The 22,680-nt window shown below is 38.2% G+C and carries 19 protein-coding genes; all 19 read right to left on the reverse strand.

The genetic code is table 11. The features are described 5' to 3' along the window. Positions 1–667: 667 nt before the first annotated feature. On the reverse strand, positions 668–1,207 hold the full coding sequence (locus tag H6G86_RS03475) for a WcaF family extracellular polysaccharide biosynthesis acetyltransferase (RefSeq protein WP_190933127.1): 540 nt from the start codon (positions 1,205–1,207) through the stop codon (positions 668–670). Between the two features lie 267 nt (positions 1,208–1,474). Then, a complete protein-coding gene (locus H6G86_RS03480; protein ID WP_190933128.1) occupies positions 1,475–2,242 on the reverse strand; it encodes a glycosyltransferase family 2 protein in 768 nt (255 codons plus the stop codon). 27 nt (positions 2,243–2,269) lie between these two features. Then, positions 2,270–2,935, reverse strand: coding sequence for a class I SAM-dependent methyltransferase (locus tag H6G86_RS03485; protein ID WP_313930433.1), 666 nt, complete (start codon positions 2,933–2,935; stop codon positions 2,270–2,272). Between the two features lie 18 nt (positions 2,936–2,953). Next, positions 2,954–4,147, reverse strand: a complete 1,194-nt coding sequence (locus tag H6G86_RS03490) for a glycosyltransferase (RefSeq protein WP_190933130.1) — start codon at positions 4,145–4,147, stop codon at positions 2,954–2,956. Between the two features lie 86 nt (positions 4,148–4,233). Then, positions 4,234–6,033 (reverse strand): asparagine synthase (glutamine-hydrolyzing), encoded by a 1,800-nt coding sequence (gene asnB / locus H6G86_RS03495; protein ID WP_190933131.1) that lies wholly within the window; start codon positions 6,031–6,033, stop codon positions 4,234–4,236. 314 nt (positions 6,034–6,347) lie between these two features. Continuing rightward, complete coding sequence (locus H6G86_RS03500) at positions 6,348–7,505, reverse strand: glycosyltransferase (RefSeq protein ID WP_190933132.1); 1,158 nt, start codon at positions 7,503–7,505, stop codon at positions 6,348–6,350. Positions 7,506–7,547: 42 nt separating this feature from the next. Further along, the gene (locus tag H6G86_RS03505; RefSeq protein ID WP_190933133.1) at positions 7,548–8,771 is read right to left on the reverse strand and encodes a glycosyltransferase family 4 protein; all 1,224 of its coding nucleotides are present in this window, start codon (positions 8,769–8,771) and stop codon (positions 7,548–7,550) included. Between the two features lie 3 nt (positions 8,772–8,774). Next, positions 8,775–10,283, reverse strand: coding sequence for a hypothetical protein (locus H6G86_RS03510; RefSeq protein WP_190933134.1), 1,509 nt, complete (start codon positions 10,281–10,283; stop codon positions 8,775–8,777). Then, positions 10,280–11,617: a glycosyltransferase gene (locus tag H6G86_RS03515; protein ID WP_190933135.1), complete on the reverse strand. Its 1,338-nt coding sequence runs from the start codon at positions 11,615–11,617 to the stop codon at positions 10,280–10,282. The genes H6G86_RS03510 and H6G86_RS03515 overlap by 4 nt, the downstream gene beginning before the upstream one ends. Positions 11,618–11,630: 13 nt before the next feature. After that, positions 11,631–12,443, reverse strand: a complete 813-nt coding sequence (locus tag H6G86_RS03520; RefSeq protein WP_190933136.1) for an FkbM family methyltransferase — start codon at positions 12,441–12,443, stop codon at positions 11,631–11,633. A 10-nt stretch (positions 12,444–12,453) separates the two neighbouring features. Continuing rightward, entirely contained in the window at positions 12,454–13,482 is a 1,029-nt protein-coding gene (locus H6G86_RS03525; protein WP_190933137.1) for a glycosyltransferase, read from the reverse strand. A 260-nt stretch (positions 13,483–13,742) separates the two neighbouring features. After that, positions 13,743–14,705, reverse strand: coding sequence for a hypothetical protein (locus H6G86_RS03530; protein WP_190933138.1), 963 nt, complete (start codon positions 14,703–14,705; stop codon positions 13,743–13,745). A gap of 75 nt (positions 14,706–14,780) precedes the next feature. Next, positions 14,781–15,029: a hypothetical protein gene (locus tag H6G86_RS39950; protein ID WP_369009461.1), complete on the reverse strand. Its 249-nt coding sequence runs from the start codon at positions 15,027–15,029 to the stop codon at positions 14,781–14,783. A 310-nt stretch (positions 15,030–15,339) separates the two neighbouring features. Next, on the reverse strand, positions 15,340–16,335 hold the full coding sequence (locus H6G86_RS03535; RefSeq protein WP_190933139.1) for a glycosyltransferase family 2 protein: 996 nt from the start codon (positions 16,333–16,335) through the stop codon (positions 15,340–15,342). Positions 16,336–16,555: 220 nt separating this feature from the next. Then, positions 16,556–17,665 carry a glycosyltransferase gene (locus H6G86_RS03540; RefSeq protein WP_190933140.1) on the reverse strand — a complete coding sequence of 370 codons (1,110 nt, stop codon included), beginning with the start codon at positions 17,663–17,665 and terminating at the stop codon, positions 16,556–16,558. A 65-nt stretch (positions 17,666–17,730) separates the two neighbouring features. Further along, the gene (locus H6G86_RS03545; protein WP_190933141.1) at positions 17,731–18,705 is read right to left on the reverse strand and encodes a glycosyltransferase family 2 protein; all 975 of its coding nucleotides are present in this window, start codon (positions 18,703–18,705) and stop codon (positions 17,731–17,733) included. Positions 18,706–18,830: 125 nt separating this feature from the next. Beyond that, positions 18,831–19,796, reverse strand: coding sequence for a glycosyltransferase family 2 protein (locus H6G86_RS03550; RefSeq protein ID WP_190933142.1), 966 nt, complete (start codon positions 19,794–19,796; stop codon positions 18,831–18,833). Between the two features lie 5 nt (positions 19,797–19,801). Beyond that, positions 19,802–21,127, reverse strand: coding sequence for a glycosyltransferase family 4 protein (locus tag H6G86_RS03555; RefSeq protein ID WP_190933143.1), 1,326 nt, complete (start codon positions 21,125–21,127; stop codon positions 19,802–19,804). Between the two features lie 222 nt (positions 21,128–21,349). Then, positions 21,350–22,513 carry a glycosyltransferase family protein gene (locus tag H6G86_RS03560; RefSeq protein ID WP_190933144.1) on the reverse strand — a complete coding sequence of 388 codons (1,164 nt, stop codon included), beginning with the start codon at positions 22,511–22,513 and terminating at the stop codon, positions 21,350–21,352. Positions 22,514–22,680 lie beyond the last annotated feature (167 nt).

Below are 22,680 nucleotides of genomic sequence, written 5' to 3' on the forward strand. Positions count from 1 at the left end.
TTGAGAGCATCTACACGCTTAAATACAGACCAAGGTGCCAGCGCGCTCGACGGAATAGTCAATGTGCTGGTAGCCGCGACAACCTTCAGTGGCTCCAAAACCGGAATATTTAATACATGACTAATACCGGATAAACTCAGTAGTAACAGTAACGTAATAGCAGTGTGCAGAAAAAATCTGCTTAATTTAGGGTTCACATCATTTATCCTCTGAAATTAAACGGCGTTGCTGAATCAAAACAAAACATAAACAAACTAGCCGCAGTCAACAGGCTGCCAGTTACTACATCTACTAATGACTCTTGAAATATGCAAGAGATAATAGATTAGAGATTGAACTAACAACTTCAGTATTTATTCGGGTGAAAAATTTTGAAAATGTGATGACTTCAAAATGTGATGACTATCACTTTTTCATTAATCTAGGCTAGGCATCCTTCCTTTGTTACTACGCAGAGAGTATATCAGGGATCAAACCGTTCGAGAACCATATATAATTAATTTTGTAATTTTGTCTGATTATTTATAAGCTTAGATTCTGACCTATTTACAACGAAAAATATCTTAAAGTACCATTATCAGTTTAAATTTACGTTAAGAGTGCAATCTGCGATCGCCTGCTTGAAGCTTTTTGCATAGAGGCTTTGGCTGTTTTCATATATGTGTTATCAAAGCTTTCGTTGCTTGATGGGTTGAGCCGGATTACCTGCATAAATGGTCATCGACTGTAGCGATTTTCCAGCAACGCCACCTAATGTTAGTACTGCTCCTCGACCAACAGTGACTCCTGGCCCAATTACAGACTTGGCAGCAATCCAACTACTCTCTTGAATATTGATTGGGGCAACAATTAATTTAAAATCGGGATGATTCCAGTCATGATTTCCGGTGCAGAGATAGACCATTTGAGATAGGCAAACATGGCTTTCAATGGTGACACAAGCGAGGTTATCTATCCATACATTTTCCCCAATCCAAACAAAATCACCAATGTCTAACCGCCAGGGAAATTTTACCCGCACTCCAGGTTTAATGCGGACACCTTGACCGACTTTAGCCCCAAAACTGCGGAGTACCCAAATCTTAAAAACTGAAAATGGTAGCCAATAACTTTCAACTAAGGGCGATCCAATAAAATACCAAAGAAGCTGTTTCCAGTATGGTGTTCCTGGAGTATAGTCGTTAACAGTATATTTATTTAGGCGCATACGGTGGTTAAATTTATCGAAATAGCATTCAGGAGCCAGAATTCAACATGAATTCTATACGACTGGCAGACTTTGACTTCGGTGTGACTCTTCAACAAGGCTCAGTCGAATGCTGAATAGATGGTTTTCAGACCCCAGCAAATCGTAGATTTAGTGGTCAACCTTTGTAGCTGTAGGTCTGAATCTCCTACTGATGGTTACTGAGTGTATCGAAGTATTATAAGTATTTATAAAATTTAAAATAAATTCTTAATAACTTCTGACTAATTAAGTTTTAAATTTCTCAGCTTCTATAAGTCGAATGCTCAAGAGTATTTCTGCCAGAACACGCTGAAAAGCATAGTACCAACCATGCCAACCATCTAGAATACCGCCTTTGATAATCAAGCAGTAAAATAAAATTATAAAAGGTGCAATAATTTTTTGTTTGCGGATGCGATCGCCCAAACTAAGTTCACTTGCAGGTGTTTCTAGTAGTTTTTTACTCTCGATTACCATATAACGATCCTGCGCCCATAGCCAACGACTTAAGGGTTTACGATCATCATGATGGATATAGTTAGAAAGCATGGCAGACTTGCCAGTTAGTTGCAAAAGTTGAGTGTGTCCATCATCTATATAAATTGCTTTAACTTTGCGAAATAAAACTTGTCGAGGAGGAAGTAGTGTACCTCTCAACGGTTTACCCACAATGCAATACTTAAATCTGGCAACATAGCCATTTACCCGCTCATTTACTGGTAAGGCGGCAATTTCCGCAATTAGCTCATCTGTGATGATATAGTCTGCATCTAAAGAAAGCACCCATTCGGATTCAACTTGCTCTAATCCAAAGTTCCACTGTTGAGTATGAGTATCAAATTTTCGTTGAAAAACTTTAATTTGTGAATAGGAAAATAATATTTCTAACGTTTCGTCTGTACTATAGCTATCAATGACAACAATTTGCTTTGCCCATTTAAGAGCTTGAACTGTACGCTCAATATTAGGAGCTTCATTGTAAGTAAGGATAAGAGGAGTAATCTTTTTTAACATTTATTAAAATACGTTAAAAACCTATTTTTATTTAACTAGGGTGCTAGAACAAAGCATAGACTTCCAAAGGTAGGGAAATCTACCTGCAAATTTAAACTTGATATCTGTATAGTTCTCTGACTCTAATAGTGCATTCATTGTTGCTACTGAAAAAAACTTTATGTGACCACCATCCCAGAGAGTAGTGAAGTGCTTATCCATTTCTCCTGAAACAGCAAGCATGAGATTTTTGAGATAGCCATGATAAGGGGTAGTAAGAATTAACCGACCATTTGGCTTAAGACATTTTTTGGCATTTCTTACTAATTCTTTAGGATAAAATAAATGTTCAATCACTTCAGCAGCAATAACAATATCAAATTTTTCTCCTATTTCTGTATAAGGTAAATTGTAGATATTGCCTTGAATAAAGTGGCAGTTTGGAAAAGTTTGGCTAGCAAATTTAACACCAGACTCTGATTCTTCAATACCAACAACTTCATAGCCTTGCTGTGCAATTAAGTTACTCAAACTGCCATTACCACAGCCAATATCTAAAATACGAAGCTTTTGCTGATTTTCAAGACGGTAATTATATTCCGATATCATCTCCATCAGAGGCTTTATAAGATAAAGATGATGGTGTGATGGATTGGGAGATTGGTATTGGTATTCATATTGGTTAGTAATCTTTGAATCCATATATTTAATCACCTATTATTTATCATTACGTTAACTGGCAGTAAAAACAGTCTGACTTTCAATGATCTCAGTATAAACTGAGATTAGTCTTGATGCGATACAATCCCAAGTATAATTTTCTAATACAAATTTACGGGCGCGATCGCCTCGCTTCTGTGCTTCTTCGGGACAATCCAAAACCTGCTGTATAGCAGCCGCGATCGCAGTTACCTGTAGTTCTGTAACATAGCCAAGATGTTGCTGTGCAACCAGATCAGCTAAAGCAATGCCAGGAGTAAGTAAGACTGGAAGACCGACAGCTAAAGCTTCTAAAGCTGCTACCCCAAAGTTTTCAGAGTAGGAAGTGAGAGCAAATAAGTCTGAGCCTTGCATTATTAAATCTTTGATTTCTCCCTTAACAAATCCTGTAATATGGGTGCGGTTTTTAATGCCATTGGATACGAGAAGTGATTTAATTTCACTTTCATATTCTTGTGAACCACTACCTGCTAATACAAATGTAAAGCGATAATCCGATAATTTTCCTAAAGCTGGAATCAGGTATTCTAAACCTTTTTTGTGATGTAGGCGAGATAAAAATAAAATAATTGGTTCATCGTCTGGTAAGTTTAAGTATTGCCGCAAATGCTGACGCGCGTTAGGGTTAATATTAGGAATATCAACACCGTGCGGTAAAATAAAACTTGGGGAACTTAGATTTAATTGCGAAGCTTCTTGTTGTTCTTGCTTTGAGGTAAAATGTATGGATTTACTATAATTGAGATTGGCTTTTTCTATGAGTTGGAGATAAATTTGTTTTTTGCGAGAGCTTTGTTGTAAAGACCATTCACATAGCTGTCCTAAAGGGCGAACGATGTAAGGAACTCCTTGGAAACGAGCGATCGCCATTGCTACTGTAGAAGGATAGGAAAAAATAGCGTGGACGTGTAGTAAGTCATACTTAGAAATATTTTGCCACAACCATATAGTTAGCTCTCTAGAAAAGGCAAATTCTCTGATGGAGCCAACTTTAGGAGAAAATCGCTTAAAGAAATTTACTGGTACTTGGTTGTACTCAATACGCCTACCAAGGGGTACATCAAGCAAATCATTACCATTATCATTAGTAGTAACAATTTCTGCTTCAATATTTTCATTTCTTAATGCTTTAACTACCTCTATTACTGCTTGACTTGGGCCACCTCTTACTGATGCTATTGAAGGAATAATATGAAGAATTCTCATTTTTATTCAAAATTGTGAGGTTTTTAATTATTAATCTAACTTTTTTTGGCAGTCCTCACAAGTTACCTTTAAAATTGAACAATTTTTTAGGCATAAGTTCGCTCTAGCCAATGTTGTAACATCATCAAACTCCAGTGCCGATACCAATGAGTAAGAGAAATATTATCGGGAACTTTTACATTATTAAAATGATTTTGTAAATCCCCAGAAATCCACTTATCAACGGGAACATAAAATCCTTTTTTAGGACGGTTAACAACCCATTCTGGCAATTCAGGAACTGATTGAATTAATAGTTTTTTACCGATTGCTAAACGGATATTACTAGGAATAGAAGCTACTGCCTCAAATAGATTACGATCAACTAGGGGAACCCGTAATTCTAATCCCCAGTTCATGCTCATTACATCACTATCCCTTAACAGTTGATTACGCATATAGCAGCTTATTTCTAACAAACTTACTTCATCTTCTATTGTCAAATCTGCTTTATGAGTATCGGTTGATGGAAAGATATAAGTAGTTAAAGCTTGATGAGGAATATACTGCTGCATAATTGCACATGCTTCTTTATGAGAGAAAATTCCTCTGAAAGTAGAATAGGCAGATGCAGAACTTGGAGGCTGTTCCAAAAAATCACCCAGGCGTTTAAGTTTTGGTGATTTTCCCCAACGCGATAATCCTTTACCTATATTCTTCCCTAGAACAGGAATTGTTTGCAATGTTTTACCCCATGCTAGCATCTGGGGGATTTTTTCAAATGACTTATATCCACCAAAAATTTCGTCTCCACCTAGCCCAGATAAGACTACTTTCATGCCGTTTTCGTGGGCAATCTGTGATACGAAAAAAGTATTAAATCCATCAATACTGGGTTGATCAATAGCTTGTAAGAATTCAGGAAAGAACTGTTTCGCAATAGAGGCCGTAACTTTATATTCTGTATGTTTTGCTCCAAATAAGTTGGCAACTTTTTTTGCAACTTCGCCTTCATTCCATTGGGTTTCTTCAAAAGCTATAGAGTATGTAGATAGCTGTTTATTCTGCACCTTTGTAGCTAGAGCTAGAATAGCTGTAGAGTCAATTCCACCACTAAGAAAAATGCCAACGGGCACGTCACTTACCAAGTGATGTTCGATTGTATCAACTAAAGCATTACGAACTTTTTCTTGGGCTTCTATTGGTGAAATTGCTTGTGGAGTAAAGTTAATTTGCCAATACTGTTGTTTTGTGACACGATCGCCTTGCCAATACAACCAATGACCAGCTGCTAAACAATGAATATCTGCAATCAGGGTATATGGTTCTGGAACTGAACCATATACCAGATAGCCATATAATCCTTCTGGACTCAAGTTAAGGGCAGGTAAACGAGATGCAAGGATAGCTTTAAGCTCTGAAGCAAAGACTAAAGTAAAACCAGATGACCAATAGTATAATGGCTTGATTCCTAAAGGATCACGAGCCATAAAGCAGGTTTTTTCCCAGTCATCCCAAATAGCAAAAGCAAACATACCTCTTAAATGTTCTAAACAATTAGAACCCATTCTTTGATAGAGCTTGAGGATAACTTCAGTATCTGTTTGGGACTGGAACTGCTCTCCTTGAGAAATGAGATTTTGCCGCAGTTGTGAAAAGTTATAAATTTCACCATTGAAAGTAATCCAGTACCGACCATCAGGTGTAGACATTGGCTGATGTCCAGCAGGGCTGAGATCCAAAATTGACAAACGAGTATGAGCAAGAGCTACTCGTCGATCCTCTGATATATAAGTACCTAAATCATCTGGGCCACGGTGCTTAATAGCATTTTGCATCTTTAGCACCAAATTTTCCAGATCCTGATTTATTTCTGTTTTAGTTAAAATTCCGGCAATCCCACACATTTAAGACCTCTTAAGAAATACAGAAAATATAAATATGAAAATTAATAGTAGATTAGCTTAATTTAGCGGTAAAGAATCTACAATCTTTCTTGACGCTAGCTACTCTTTGTACGACAGAGGTACCTATGGATTGGCATAAGTTTCTTAGAAAAGCAAGCTCTGTAAAGAAGTTTTTGAGTCTTCAAACTTTTAGGAAACTTGATTGTTTTCCTTAAGGCATAACGAATGCTGTTCTTTAGAAGCTCACCTTAGAATTACCATCATTTACTTACTTTTATGTAAAATTCATTCTACTCGACAGCAAAGACACAATATCAAGTCTGGGAAAACTGCTTTTCTAGGTAATAATTAAGGCGTTGTTGAAAGCGTTCAAAACCAAATTTATCAATTACCCGCTTTCTTAATTCTTCGGGTTGATATATTAGAGGGTTAGGATATTTACCTTGTAGGATTTGAATTATAGCTTCAGCGATCGCTTCTACATCATCAGGGTCAATCAGTGCGCCTAATTCTCCTTGACATAGAGCATCAACACTTCCATCTTTATTCCCTGCCAAAGTAGGTTTACCACACGCTAGTGCTTCTAGGTAAACAATACCAAATCCTTCACCTTTACTTGGCATGGCAAACAGATCGCAAAGATTATAATAATCTCCGAGTTCTCGGTCAGGAACATAGCCAGTTAAGGTTACACAATCTTGAAGTTTAGACTCGGCAATTAACTGTTCAACTGCTGGTCGGTCAGTTCCTTTACCGACTATAACATAGTGTACATTTGGGATAGCTTGACGAATTTGGGGTAAGACGCTAAGGATTTTATTATAGCCTTTGTATTGCTCTGATTGAGAAAGCCGAGCCACAGTAAGAATAATTGGTTGTTGTGCATTTAAGCCATATTGTTGGAGGAGATAATCTGGTTTGGGTGCAATTCTAAAGCGATTGGGAGTGAAAGTATTAGGCAGGACGACAACTTGATCTGGCTGGAGATTTTGTTCTTTGAGTAGGCGATCGCGAGTGTAATTACTAACGGCTAGAATTAAGTCAGCATTCTTGAGGGCTTTTTTAAGGGTAGGATTTTGGATGTCCCAGGCTTCGATTCCATGCGCTGCAACCCAATAGGGAATGCCAATTAATCGTTTCAATAGGTACGCTATCACACTAAAGTTGAGATGAGTAGAAAAGATGAGTTTTGGTCGTTGCCAAAGACCAAGACCAATCATTTGCGCTGCAAGTATTGGAGTACGTAGGGACAAAGGCCAATTCCCGATTGCATGAAAACACAAATTGGGTGACTTGGATGGCACATTTGTATCGTGCTTAATTACAATATCGTAAGCACAATCGGGGTAGAGACTTTCAAATGCTTTTAAACACAAAGAAGAGTAACATTCAATTCCACCTGTTGAGTTGAATAGACCAGGAAACCAGAGATGATAGTGTTGGTTATGTTTACTAAAGTTTTTCTTATTCACTTTTTGTTATTAACTATCAGCAAATTCAGGGTAGGAAACTTTTTAGATAAGGTTTTTATTTATCTTAGCTGTAACTTCCCCTTGCTTGGCGCGATATACATGTTGAAGCGCCTGTTTTAAACCCTTGCTTGCATGAGTATAGCTGTATTGAGACACAATTTTTTGGCTTTCTTCTCCCCAGCGCTGCAAACGCAGGCGATCAGAAAATGCTTCTTGCAGGCTACTGGCTAAAGCTGATACATTACCAGCCGGAAATACAAGCCCATTGTGTTTGTGATGAATCAAATCTTGGGCACAACCCACGTGGCTGCTGACAATTACTGGGCGAGATAAGCACATTGCTTCGTTAATTGCCAGTCCCCAAGTTTCTGAAGCGCCGTAACTGGGCAACACAACTAAATCAGCAATAGCATAGGTGCGAGGCATCAAGCTTTGATTTTGAAAAGGAGCAAAATAGATATTTGAATGATGGGCGGCTGCGGTTTTTAAATCTGCTTCTAAAGAACCTGCACCGACAAATAGTAGCGATACTTGAGACAGGGTTGCTGCCAAAAAAGCTTGTAGCAAATCCAAAGGACGTTTTTTGGATTCAAATTTACCTGCAAATAGAATCACTGCATGATCCGATGGGATACCCAATTCTTGCTTCCATATAGTTGCCTGGTGTTTGGCACTCTCAGCTTGAGTAAAAAAGCGATCGTTATCAACAGCATGGGGAGCAAAAAATAGATGATTACTGGGTACACCATGATATTGAAAGTAGCCATAATTAGCTTTACCTACATAAAGGCAAGCAGCAAAACGGCGATAAATCTGGGTAATAAACTGCTGACGTGCCCATGCTTTAATTCCAGTAGGCTGTAGTAGTCTATGGGAATCACCTCTAAATAGCAACGGTATCTCAGATGAATTCCATTTCCAGAGAAATTTATAGATGCTAGCGTAGTTGTAGGTCATCAAGAAGACTGCATCAGGATTATAGGCTTTCACTTGTGAGATTAAAGATGGATTTTGTAACCCCCAAAAATGATGAACTCCTGGTTTATAACTAACATTTGGTACAAACTCGTATTGATATCCATCTAAGAGGGGAATATCCCACTGTAGAGCTTGCTGGAAGCCTGTATCAAGCTGATGTGTAACACCGAAGTTCCACAAGTAAAATACCTTAATCTGCAAATCACCAGCACTAGCCAGGTAACGAAACCAAGGTGCGTAGTATTGTATTGGGTGAGATGTGATAATTGCCAGTTTTATCGTATTCATAATTTAATTCATTTGTCCCCCCTGAAAAGCATGTCGTGAAACCCGCTGCTTTTTCATCAAAACTAACGAAATACCAGCAATTGTTGTGCTTGATTGAAATAAAGCAGCAACATATACTCCGGCAGAAAATTCAGATTGGAAAGAGTATGACATCATCAGTACAGCAAACAGAGACTGGAATGATAAAATTGGAGCATTCATACTCCAACGAGTTGCTTTTCCATAAGCTGCACCCAAAATAATAGCCAGTCCTCCACAGCCAATTAATCCAAAATTGGCATAGGATTCAGCTAGCAAACCCCAGCCAATAGTAGTTTTCACACTTTGTTCGTATGTCTGTAGTTTATAGTGTACGTTTAAAATGCTTGTACCTTCGTGAGACCTGATTTTATTAGAGTTTAATATCCGAGGGACTAAAAGTTCTGGTAATATTGCATAGGTCGCTCCGTATAAATAAGGTATTCTATCGGGACTCTTGTCCTGAGCTAAAAGTAGCATTTGGATTACACTAGATCGTTCGACAAAAGAAGCTTTTTCTTCGGAATTACTAGGTAAATTATCTTCACTCTTATTTCTATTTATATAAGTTAGTGAATAGCCTATCCATTCAGAATACCAAGCAGGATAATTCCAGGGTTGAACATAACAAGAGCTATTTTTAGCAAACCAATACTTAGCTCTCATCTCTCCTTTGCCATAGTGCAAAAAATTCAAGATAACCAGAAGGATTATAATTGATATTATAGGTATTTTTTTTCGAGAAATAACAAAGGAAATTATAGCGAGCAAAGAGATACTAGAAGCAGAGACAAGCAGCAATGCAACTGTACTTGTCACTAAATTTGCAATTAGAAATAATATAAACAATCTAGCCTGTAATTTTGATAATTCTTTTTTTCCTAATTGATAAGAAAGGACAAAAACACCTAGTGCGGTTAATCCTAAAATTGTACCGCGCACTACAGCAATTGTTCCTCCATTAATAGATTCAAGCCAGCCAGCATTACTATATACATTAAATAAAACACTGGTTATCAATATAAATAAGAAAAAGTTAATGCCTTTACGAATGTTCAAACTCCGATAAAACTTAGGCATTGGAGGAATAGATTTGACAAATCGGAACCAGACTAAGGTTCCTAGTCCTAAAAACCCAGCTACCGTCAGACCAGCAAACAAATGGCTACTGGGAGAATAAGTCATAACGGTTGGATGATTACTGACAAGTGGTAAGGCATAAGTCCAAAGGAAAGTGAGAGCAAAAAATGGGAAGATAGGCATTCCATGAGCGCGACCTGAACACCAAAGATAGCTAGGTACCAAAGAAGCAATAGTAATCAATATTGCTCCAGCTTTACTAAGTAAAGAGGTATTTTCATTGAAGAAGATTTCAAAAGCAAAAAGCCCTAAAGCGATTATCCAAAATACTCTCAATAGCTGATCTTGTTTCTTCTTTGGGGGGCGAGGAAAGTATTCCCAAGGCTGAGGATTAGACTCAAAGTATCCGTTCATAATGATTTGTTAATTTTGGCAGTAGTAAGACAATTGTCAAATATACTACATTGCTTTTTAGTCATTTCTCTAGCGGTATAAGCTTGAAAAGCAGACCAGTTAGTTTCTGGTTTATAACCTTTTGGGATAGATAATAACCAATTGAGCTGGTCAACTATCTTGGGGAGCAAATCTTCTGGTTTGTTTTGGGAAGTGAAGGTTACAGATTTACCAGCTTGGCAACTCTGTAATATATTGACTACAGAACTTTGCTGGTGAAAAATTGCCAGAACGGGTTTGCGGGCTAGAATGCAAGGATAGAGTTTAGAGGCGGTATAGTCTGGGTCATCAGAACCAATCATTAGAATAGCATCGCTATCGACAAGAACTTGTAGCGCTTCAAAGTAAGGAATACGATGGACATGTTCTCGAACTAAGTCCGCAACACCTAATTCTTGAGCAATCGGCTCTACGGTTTTGACAGCGCGATTTCCTGGTGTATAACTAGTACCTACAAAATGTAATTCAACTGCTTGCCATTTTTCAGGGTGATGACGACGCTCTGACTGGATGCCGAGAAATAGAGTCCGCAGTGCCAAAGCCATATCGTTACCACCTCGACCTACGTAAACCCAATGACGTTTACCATCATGAGGGTTAAATATTTTTTGTTGAATATTGAGGTAGGGTAGTTGCTCAAAATCAGGCTCAGGCGCACCAAAGGGTAAAACAGTAAATTGTTCTGAAAGCAAATGTGGATATCGCTGTTGTAGAGTTTTTGGATAGGCTGGTGATACGCTAATGACATGACTGACTTTGCTCATAGCTCTGGGTTCCAGCAGTTTTGCTTGGAGTTGAGAAAACCCATATTTCCAGCGTCCCCCTGGTGGAGGTGTGTTTGTCTGTTTGTAGTAATCGCTTAACCAGGGATCTTGAAAGTCCAAGACGTAAGGTATGCGGAAGCGGCGATACCATCGGGTACCCAGAGCCATTGTGATAAATACAGTTGTTGAAAAGTATATTAAATCAAATTTTGTTTGCTGAAGTAAGCGATCGCCTGCCTTGAGTAAATAGGGAAAACTTCGTATACCCAGGCTACCTAGACCAATACGCTGAGTTTGTTGCAGAGGTAATGCCTTTGTATAAGTTACAGGGATGCGATCGGGAATTGTTTTTGCTAGTAGAGAGTCTTCAATACCTGCAACATAGTCTGGTTGAACCGTGAGAACGTGAGCTTCCCAACCAAATTGTTCCATGTAGGGTAGAGACATTCTTACCCGTTGATGATCGGGGGCATTAATGGGCGGGAAGTGGGGACTGATGATTAAAACTTTACGCTTTAAACTAGGATACATTGCATATTACAATTTAATTAGGCAGGAAAAGTCCGTTAGTATGACTTGGCCATTGACTTGGAGAATATATTTTACCTCGTGAGTCAAATAGGTAACAGCTATAGCCAAACTGAGTAAGATAATCTCGAATTCGCTGCCCATTTTCATCTATCATCTCTGCGTAAATAGCTTTTATCCGTTGCTCCTTTAAAAAAGCTTCTGCACCTTGTAAGGCTGAAATTTCATAACCTTCTACATCCAACTTCCACAAATCTACTTTTGTAATAGAACGTGCAGCTAATTCGTCTTCTAGACGTACTATCTGAATTTTTTCACCTTCAGTTTCAGATATTTGGCTCCAAGCACCATGTCCCAAGCTATCTCCAATATGGTTGAGACGTAATTGAGCCAGAGATGTACCAAGTCCTGCCTTAATTATTTCTACGGGCAGAGTGGTGTTAATTGCTAAACATTCTTTTAGCCAGTTGCCTGCTTCAGTACCGGGTTCAAATGCTAGTATTTTACCTTGCGGTAGCCACTGAGCTAAGTACATTAACATTTGACCGATATTTGCACCTGAGTCTACAACAATACCATCGCTAGGGAGAAATTTTTTCGCCCAGTTTAGAAATGCTGCTCCTTCATATTTGCCATAAACAATCCAGCGATGGGTGCAATTTGTCAAATCAAGCTTCCAGGGAATTCCTGCTCCGGTTTCCACCCAACAAATGCCTTTTAATGCGATCGCCTCACCAAACAATCGTTCGCAAATTCCCAATTTATGTTTAAAATCCAGCGTTTGTATCCAAGTTAGAGGTAAAGGTAAAGAAATTGTTTCTATGCTCATCTTCTTTTAACTAAAACAAAAGGTTATGATAAAGTTTTTCGTACTGATCTAAAATAACAGAAGCTGAAAAATGTTTTTCAGCCCGTTGACGACATTGATAACGATCAATATTTAGTAATTGGTTAACAGCAACAACTGCTTCGTCAATACTGTTAATTAAGTAACCGTCAATACCTTGACGCACAATCTCTGGCAATGCACCTCTAGGACATGAAATTACCGGAGTACCACAAGCCAAGGCTTCAGCAAAAACAATACCAAAAGGTTCTTCCCATTCAATTGGTACAATCATGGCAGCAGCTTGTCCCAACAGATAATTTTTCTGAGCATCGTTGACAGGCCCAACATACTCAATTCCATCTTTTCCTAGTTGAGGGAGAATTTGTTGTTGCCAGTATTGACCTGCTTCCCCAGTTGTGGAGTGATTACCAGCAATGATTAAGTTGCGTCCGGTTTTTTTAGCAATAGCGATCGCACTATGCGCTCCTTTAATCTGCTCTACTCTGCCGAGAAATACCAGTGGTGCATCGGGAGCTACCTTTGGTTGGAAAGTGTATTTTTCTAGTTCCACACAGTTGTGGATCGTATGCCAAACTCCCCCGGCAGTTCGTCCGATGCTACAAATATAATCACTACAACCAGTAAAAGTTAGAGAACCCTTAGCAAGCTTTGTACCCCAGCGAGTGGTGCGATGGCTGGGATCTCGCTGATAAGACATCACCTTGGGGAGGCTAGACGGTAACAGAGGTAATAAATAGAGGATGCGAGAGAAACTATGGATAATGTCGGGCTGAAACTTCTTTACTGCTGACCATAGGGTCATTGTATTCTGCAATGCATCAAATTTGTTTTGCGATCGCTTCCCCGGCCAAGGAAAGAATTGGGTTACTTTTGAGGTTGAGTCAGGGTGAGCAACTAGTCCCACGGTGTTACCACGAGTTTGTAATCCTGTAACCAATAAATCAACAATGCGCTCAATACCACCATACAATTTTGGTGGTACTGGTAGTTCAGGATCGGCACTGAGCAAGATTCTCATGACACTGGTTTAGTTATTATTTTATTTGTTCCAAAATCATGAAAAATCATTACCCATAAGGCAGCAATACCGCGCCAGTGGTCTAAGATTTTATACTTAGGATTCCAATATTTCATAAATATTCAGCTTGTATGCATTAAATTGCTTTTCTAGATTATCACGACCAATCAATTGTTAAATTAAAAGTATCTCAACGTACTAGATTTGAGTTTACTGAAAAATAAATAAGTTTAATGCTACAGCAGTGATTAGAGTTAATATCAGGTTGATGTAGTGAGAAAGTTTTCCCATGCTAATAGATTAATATCAGCTTCACCTTTTTGTTCTAATGGGACTTGATTTTTCATGACAAACTCTTGAATTTGTGGCAGAAGCTTTATGTATTGTGGTGGTTTAGTCGCAGGATGCAAAAGCCATGCTTGTTCAGATTTGAGATTCAATCGCCAACCACCAGCACCACCTATCCGCTTAAAGAGCATTATTTCTGGAGATCTGGGATAACCACGATTTAAATATTTAACAAGCAAGGTTTCTATCAATAGACGACCTTGAATAAGTGGTAAATAAGTATTTAATTTTTCATTATCCATAAAAAAACAACGGGTACTAAACCAATCGTTACGCCAGCCACCGTCAACTGGAATCAGTGGTCTCCCTTCATGGATGCTCGGTGCATCGAGAATATTTTTATCTTTGTTAAAGGGTGGGCTAATTCTTGGACTAGCAGCTATTGCTTTGGGATGTTGATCTATCAGATATCTGGCTTCAACTGACCAATCATAATTTGGTGCTTGATAAAGCAGCATATCAGCATCGTAGTGGATAATATAACGTGTAGTAGTTGCTTCAAAAGCTGCTAGATAAGACATAAGAGCGCAACCACCATAATCATGTGTTTTATTTACCCAATTGCCTAAGTATTTACGAGAGAGAAGTGGCTGTAAGGAATTACCAGGGTACAAGTAAACAATTCGGTCTAGATAACCCTGAGCTTTTAACTCTTCAGCTATCAAGGTAATTTTTTCTACTCTCTGACTGAATTCAGTTTCAGGGAAGCGATGAGATGGATTAATAATCTTAGTTTTTTGGGGACGACAACAATCAACTATTGCTAGGGTTTCATCTACATTTGTACGATGTGCAGTAACTAAATTTGGTACTGTTAGATGGGCGTAGTTAATATCACCGGGTGAAAGATTAATCTGCAAAGTTACATTATGCATAAGAGGTGATTTGTAGACTAAAGTAAAGTATTTTATTTGTAAAGGTTTCAGTAATTTGAGCAAATAAATCACCTATTACCTATTAATTTTGGGGAGGCTAGATGGTAACAGAGGTAATAAATAAAGGATGTTAGAGAAACTATGAATAATATCGGGCTGAAACTTTTTTACTGCTGACCCTAGGGTTATTGTATTCTGTAATGCATCAAATTTGCTTTGCGATCGCTTCCCCCGCCAAGGAAAGAATTGAGTTACTTTTGAGGTTGAGTCAGGGTGAGCAACTAGTCCCACGGTGTTACCACGAGTTTGTAATCCTGTAATCAATAAATCAACAATGCGCTCAATACCACCTACAGTTTTGGTGGTACTGGTAGTTCAGGATCGGCAGTGAGTAGAATACGCATTTTAGGCTGCCCAAGGCTTATCAGATATTAGAGAACTATGACGTAATACAAAAATGAAATCTGTTTGTCAAAGAGCGATGAATATTAGTGAACCACAAATAAACTCACCCAATACCCAATACTTCAATAAACCTAATCGAGGATCGGCAGGAATAAAAACAGAAGCTAATCCTAAACTTATAGCTATAAGAGTTATAGTGCTTTCTATCGTAAATAAAAAATGATCGGAGCTAAGTAAAATTTTTGCTGTTAACCAGAAATTTATAAGCTTCTTCTTGCAGGATTTTTGATTTTAAGATGAGCAGAGACGATACTGGTCTTCTTACGAGAGTCATTAAAAATCTTAACTTTAAGTTTAGAGGACACATTGACCATAATATCTTCGCTTCTTTAAACACGAGTCCAGTAAATAGCAAAGATGTGTATAATTGCTTTTGAGAAGTAAATGCTTTTTGCCAAAGAGAATCGGCTAACTGTTGTCTCATATCAAACATATCACCATAAACTGTTTCAAATATGGAGCCAATTAACAAAACTTGGTAAGATCCCCATCTTGAGACATCAGAAGACCTATAAGAGTCAATAGTTTCAGCATAATTCACAAGTGGCTTTTTTACTAACAATATAGGATGTGGGATAATCCGTTCTCGAAAATGCTCAGTTACGTCTATAGGAATAGACTGTGGTGTTTGCCAATTAGGTGAGTTTTTTGTTCTCCAAAACATTGAACTATTACAAATTTTAGCAGAACCACATTTGTCTAATAAGTTAGATTTGAATAATTCAAAATCGTTGTCATATTTCCAAATTGTTTTTTGCGTATTTAACCAGCTACCATCTGGTTCCTCTTTCCAGATAATTTCATTAGCACAAGCAAGTTCTATATTAGGAAAATTAGTCAATGCAGATATCATACACTGTAAAAAATCTTCTTGATACCAATTATCATCTTCAAGTAGGCAGGCATACTTAGTGTCTTGGGCTCGAAAAGCATAGTTAAAATTTTCTGTGCCTCCTCTATGAATCATTGGTTGAGATAGAAATATCCTAGAATCATTTAGATTTTTGATAACTTGATTGACGCTATCATCTGTAGGATCGTCATTAATAACTTCTGCGATCCATGATGTATAAGTTTGCTTAGTTAAACTTTTTAATGCTCTGACTAAAAGATGTGGTCTTCTATAGGTGACGATATGAACTTTTACAGTGTCTTGATAGGTCATTATTTTGATTTTCCTCTACTGTCTTGAAAAAAATACCTTAAAATATGACAATCGGCTGGCATTCTTCCAAATAATCCGATCGTAAATAGCTGTTATTTGATATTCATAACTTTGGATAATGACTAGGGTTTTTCCGAGTATCTGTCACGCATCAAAATTGTATGATGATCGCTATGAAGCCCATGCTGTTAGGGACTCAGCCCAAAAATTAAAATGCAGATTAGCTTATTTTGTTCAAAGCTAGTTTAGCTAGTGCAGCGACATCAAGAACAGAAGGAGATGTTTCTGAGGCTAGGATTAGTTTTTGTCTGACTAAAGATATATCATATTCTGAGTCCTTGCCACATAAATAAGAAGAATACTCGTTTATTGCATCGAATCTAATCACATTGCCTTTTTGCCATGTGTATCCTCTACAACCTACTTCAGTGGTTAGGACAGGTATTTGCCACTCCAGTGCATCGGCTAGCTTAGTGCTACAGCCGCGAGACCATATAAATAAAGGATGAATGAACCATGTCCAAGTTGATGCTTCATTTTTAAGGTCTTCGTTATCAAGGCGACCTAGATATTTAACGAAATGAAACCGCTCTTCTAAATATTTGCCCAGTTCTTTTGAACTACTGACTATTCTGATAGTTCCTTCAAAATCTTTCCTAGTTTGCAAGTTAGTCAATATACTTAGCAGTCCTTCATAGTTTGGTTGATGAGCTAATGTGCCAACAAACCCTGCACGACCAGCAATCGGTCTCCAGTCTAGAGGCTTTGGTGAAATAATGCGAGGCAGCCAACTTACGGACTTTGCGCCTAGCCAACGCTCAAATGCGACTTCTTGCTCACTTAATGTAAATACATGATCTATATATTGCCTAAGTTGCATCTCATCAAGAATTGTATTAGCTAGATGCGATCGCTTCCTTGGAGATATTGAAGTCTGATTCTGCGCTGCAAGAAAATCATCGACAAACTGCGCCCCATGAGATAGCAAGACAATCTTGACATCTGGTACGGCATTTTTTAAGTATGGTGCAATAGGTAATGCATCCACTTGGTTGAGAAATACGTAAGGAATATGTTCTGATTGAACTTGTGCAATTAAGGCATCAACAAAAGACTGCGGAATGCGATTATAAAAGCTCGATGGTTTAAGTTTGCGGAAAATTCTCGCCTGCCATCGGCGATCTATTTCATACGCTAAAAGTTCTAAGCTCCATCCTGCCGCTTCAATAACTTCTTGATATTCCTTTGTGCAGCGCTGCACTCCACCAAAAGCACTATTAACATAGACGGAGAAAGTTACAAATAGACCTTTCTTGATTTTGTTTGGCAAATTATTTCCTCTTTTTTATAGCAATTAAAATTATAAAAGTGACTGCACTGGAGTTAATAAACTATTTAGTAATTTATTTGATAGCGATACCGATAGTAAAATCTTTGCAAATTCATTGCAGCCTTCCAGCCAAAAATATCTCTCAAGACTCTAAATAGTGAACCACCGCCTGGCTTGACATCACAACCGCCAAGTTCAGTAATTTTCTTCTCTGCATATTGCACTAACTCTGGTAAACGATGATAAGCAAGAAAAACAAAGTTCTGCCAAGAGCAAGCAGCAGCATAACGTGTCCGATCGCTATTTTCAACACTTAATAATCGTTCTGTACTGAGTCGAATGACTTCATATTGAGACCACAAGGCTTTTTCAGAGCGTTGTCCACTCAAGCTAGGGTTTCCTGAGCGATAATACCATTTAGCTTCAGGACAAAAAACTAAGCGCCTACTGGCAAGTACGGCTCTTGTAAAATATTCCATGTCATTATTCAGTGTTAGTTCTTCATGCCATAAACCAGTCTTTTCAATGATTTCTCGTGGATATAGCCAAGAGCCTGGGGGCATTGTTCCGTGACCTGTCCAACATTCCACCAGCCAAGCGATGGGATCATCAAAGTCGCGCCAATCGTTGTTGGGTACAAATTTAGCGGTTGACAAATCATTTTGATAAAATCTTGCCCAGGGTGCGATCGCCAGAGTACCGCTAGGTTCTTCTAAAAGACGCTTAATTTGTACTTCAATTTTTTGTGGTTCTAAAATGTCATCAGCATCAAGGTATTGAATAAAGTCGCCCTTCGCTTCTGCCAAGCATCTGTTTAAGGCAGCCGTTTGTCCTTTATTTTGACCTTGAGAAATCACTTTTACACCCTTTGATTCGTAGCTTTTAGCTATCGCCAAGCTATCATCTTTAGAGCCATCATCAACTAATATTATTTCTATATTTCGCCAAGTTTGATTTAGAGCCGAGTCTAGATTTTCCCGTAGATATGGCTCGGCATTGTAAACGGGTATGAGTATTGAGACTAATGGACTTATTGACATTTTAATTGTTATTTATAGCAAATTCTAAAGAGCGAAATGCTGATTCCAGACTGATTCTTGAGCATTGCTTGCTCAAACTATTAGATAGCCCGTAAAATCTTGCCCATTAACATCCAGCAATAAATTCAGATTCTCCCAGACTCAGTGATTATTGGCTGACGAAGCTGTGGCTTAAAGAATCTGATTAACCACTCTCTAAAGCGAATAGCAAAATAAGGATTAAAATTACATAACAGCCGGAATAAAGCACTTAAATGATTAGGAGTTTTACTGTTGAGAGAGAAAGCTAGATTCACACAGCTATCAGCAGTGTTCCAGTCTAAATAAGCAGCAGAAACTCCAGCAATTCCCCAAAGTTTTTGAGAAATTTCATTAGAGTATTTCCCTTTGAGAGATTCAGATACCTTCCGCATAACATGAAATTGTGCTTGGGCACATTTAATTTGGTTAGCAGAGGACATAGAATTAGCTCGATAGTAATTAATGATTGTAGTTGTCGGTTCAGCCGCAAATTTTAAACCTGCGATCGCCATCCGACAATGGAATGCTACATCTTCGTTGTAAAGTACTAATGGATCAGTGTCATAACCACCTGCCTTTAGGTATGCTGAACGGCGATACAACCCACAAAAGGGATTAATTTGTCGTCTAATTGTGTATGCGATCGCATCTCGTCTCAATTCGGCATCATCAAACTTGCAAATGCCGAGCAACTCTCCAGTATCATCTCGTCGCCATTCATAATTGAATAGCACAATATCTGGCGGATTCTCTAACGCCATCCATTGATGAGCTTGTTCTACAAAATTTGGATATAGGGCATCATCAGCATCATGAAAATGAATCCACTCGCAAGTTGTGTGTTCTGCTAGCATATTTTTACCGTGAGAACAGCCGCGATTTATTTCTCCTCTAATAACTTTAGCTCCAAACTCAGCAGCGACTTTCCCCGTTTCATCGGTGCTGCAATCGTCATAAACCCAGATTTCATCGAACGGAATTGTCTGTGCTAAGGCAGACTCAAGTAATCGCGGTAAGTAAGCTGTAGCATTGTAAGCAGGAATACATAAAGCTAAGGAAGGATGAGTCATAGCTATCAACTTAGAAATTTTTGCAGACTGCGTTTCCACAGATAATTACTCAACTCACGCAAAGGTAGACGATCAAGAAATTCTAATGGTTTTTCTAAAGGCTGTGTAGGAGAAACAGCATCAATTAACCAAGAATTAGGACTAGTTGAAAATCTACCATTGTCGATCAGCTTTTGATAAATTTCAATTCTTTGTTGGGCAATTTTAGTCGGTGCAAGTTTTGTCTTGACAGTTTCTTGAGCAGCCTTGCCAATTTCTTCTCGTTTTGCGACACTCAAACTCAGTAGACTATCTAAGCCTTTTGCTAAACTTTGGGGATCACCTACTTTAAAAGTTAAACCATTGACTTCATCAGTAATCAAATCTGCTGCTCCAGCTCCCTGAGAACATAATACAAGCTGCCCTTGAGCCATACCTTCTATACAGGTGTAGTTGAATACGTCCCAAATAGACGGTACAAGTATAAAGTTTGCTGTTGCTTGGAGTTGGCAAGTTTTTTCTGGAGAAAAAGTTCCTAATGGCTGAATTTTTTTTCCCCAAATATCAGGATAGGTCTGTGTAAGATAGGCAGACATTAAAGTTTTTGAATCTCGATAAACTGTATCACGACCAATCCAGTTGATATTAGGTGATTTTTCCCCAAGTAATCTTAGAGTCTCACAGAGAATTGTTGGCCCTTTCCAGTACTGAATCCGCCCTACCACTAAACCATTAGCAGATTTATTTAATGGTTTGGTAATAGGCTTAGAAGACAGAGCTGGGGGAATATAGGTAACATCTCTGCCAGTCATCTGTTGCCAAATCTTAGCATTAGACTGACTGTTAGCTTGCAACTCATCTGCTAGCGATAGTAGGTTTAATTCTAATAAACGAATCAAACTACCTTGGAGTTGATTATCAAGTTGAGGATCAGAAAAATCTATTTGACCAATGCTGGCATGAAGTTGAACAACGGTGGGTGGACTGTTTTTTGAGACAATCCAAGGGGCAAACAACATACCCCAATCTGTTGTTTCAACTAAGTCGTAGTCTTGACCTCCGTTTACTTGTTCCCATATTGTCCAAGCAGCTGCAAGATGACGTTGAAATTCTGGAATTGCATGGTAACGATTAAATTTTGCAAGATTAGCATTTACTGCTTGGGGTTTGAGAAATTCTATGGTTAATCCGTTTACCTGATAGTCGGTTAGTGCTGATGAAAAGGCACTACCCACTACTACACGAACTTGATGTCCTTGACGAGAAAGTTCTGGTAGCAGGTTACTATAAAAAGTAGCTATTCCACCACCAGAGCAAGGTGGATATTCGGGGATGATGAATAGTAATTTCATGCAATTACTGAATCCCAAAAATTATCAATTTTAGACTTGAAAACTTGGCGTTTTGCTTTTTATCAAGTGTATAGCAATAATTTATATACATCTTCTGCAATTCTGATATAGGTAGATAAAATATATGATTAATCAATTTATAAATATTATTAAAATCCATATAAATATTTTTTTAATTTGCATGTTTATTTATAACACGTCATATAATGTTTTTGATTAATATTAAAATACCGTATCAGGTAGCTCAAATACAAACTGTGAATGAATACGTTCTGGATTGAATTCATGAAGAGCGAATTTTTGTGTTTGATCGGACATTTGCATCCAAGTTTCTTTGTTTGTCAGCTTGACTAAAGTATTCAAAATTTCTGCGTTATCTAGTTGGGTAATGTGTGCAAGCCACTGGTTTCTCTCAGCCCACTCAGATATGGCTGTAGAGCGAGGTGACAGGATAAGGATTGGTAAACCTAATTTTGAAAACTCAACTAACTTGCTCGGAAAACTAGTGGCTGCCCAAGGTTGTTCAACTAGGGAGAAGGAGTAGGATACCAATATACAACTAGCGTTATCTGATAGAAAGCTGATAACATCTTTATTTTGCTCAAAAGGCTCATGATATTTAACATTTGGGCACATATCAAGCAACTTAGTCAAAGTAGAATTATCACCAGAAGCAATGATTAAAAGTATCCCATTTATTTTTTGCAGAGTTTGAGCAAGGATTAGAAAGTTAGTAAATTGAAATGGATGTAAGCTTCCAGCATGAGCAACAACAGGATGGGACTGGAAATTACTTTTCCATTCCACAAAACTGCAATTGATTTTTTCAGGAATGGGGTAAAGGACAGAACTTTTTTCGGTATTGTTAAGGTTGTAAACTTTTGCAAGCTCTGACGAAACTGGCCAGATTCTAGCTGCTTTGTTAAGTATAGTTAGAGAGCGTTGCCTAATGCGGCAACGTTCGTCTTCTGATTTCGCCCATACTTCTTCTTGATCATGAATTATGACTGATAGAGGAACGTTCCAACTTTGTGATAGATGCAAAGCTAATAAAGGATAGATATCCCAAAGACACGTCAAAATTACTGAGGGTCGCTCTTTTAGTAGATATTGCTCACACTCCCATCGCCAAAGAGGTAGACGCATTTTTAATAGCCCTGAAATTTTCCGTCTAACAGGAGGCCACCACCATTTGCGACCAGTTAAAGGAATAATCTGCCACGAACTGGAAAATTTATTTGTATTGCTTAGAGATGATTCTGGTACTACAACTGATATTTTCCAGCCTTGAAGCTCAAGTTGGCTGAGATGTCTTTTTAAAATAATAGGACTACCAGTTCCTGCCATTGGTGGTAGGAAAGAAACTAAAAGAATATGCTTTTGCATTATTGTTGCCTATTCATAGCATTTACCAAGGACTTACTGAGGGGAATGTATAAGATGGGTATTGCTGCAAATGGACAATTTTCACTGATGCGATTTCAAATATCCACTTTATAATGCACAAACATTACAGTTATAGATAAGGGCGTAAGTGTAACCTGTTGTCAATA

It is taken from the genome of Nostoc sp. FACHB-133 (assembly GCF_014698055.1).
In the GTDB taxonomy this organism is placed as follows: Bacteria; Cyanobacteriota; Cyanobacteriia; order Cyanobacteriales; family Nostocaceae; genus Nostoc.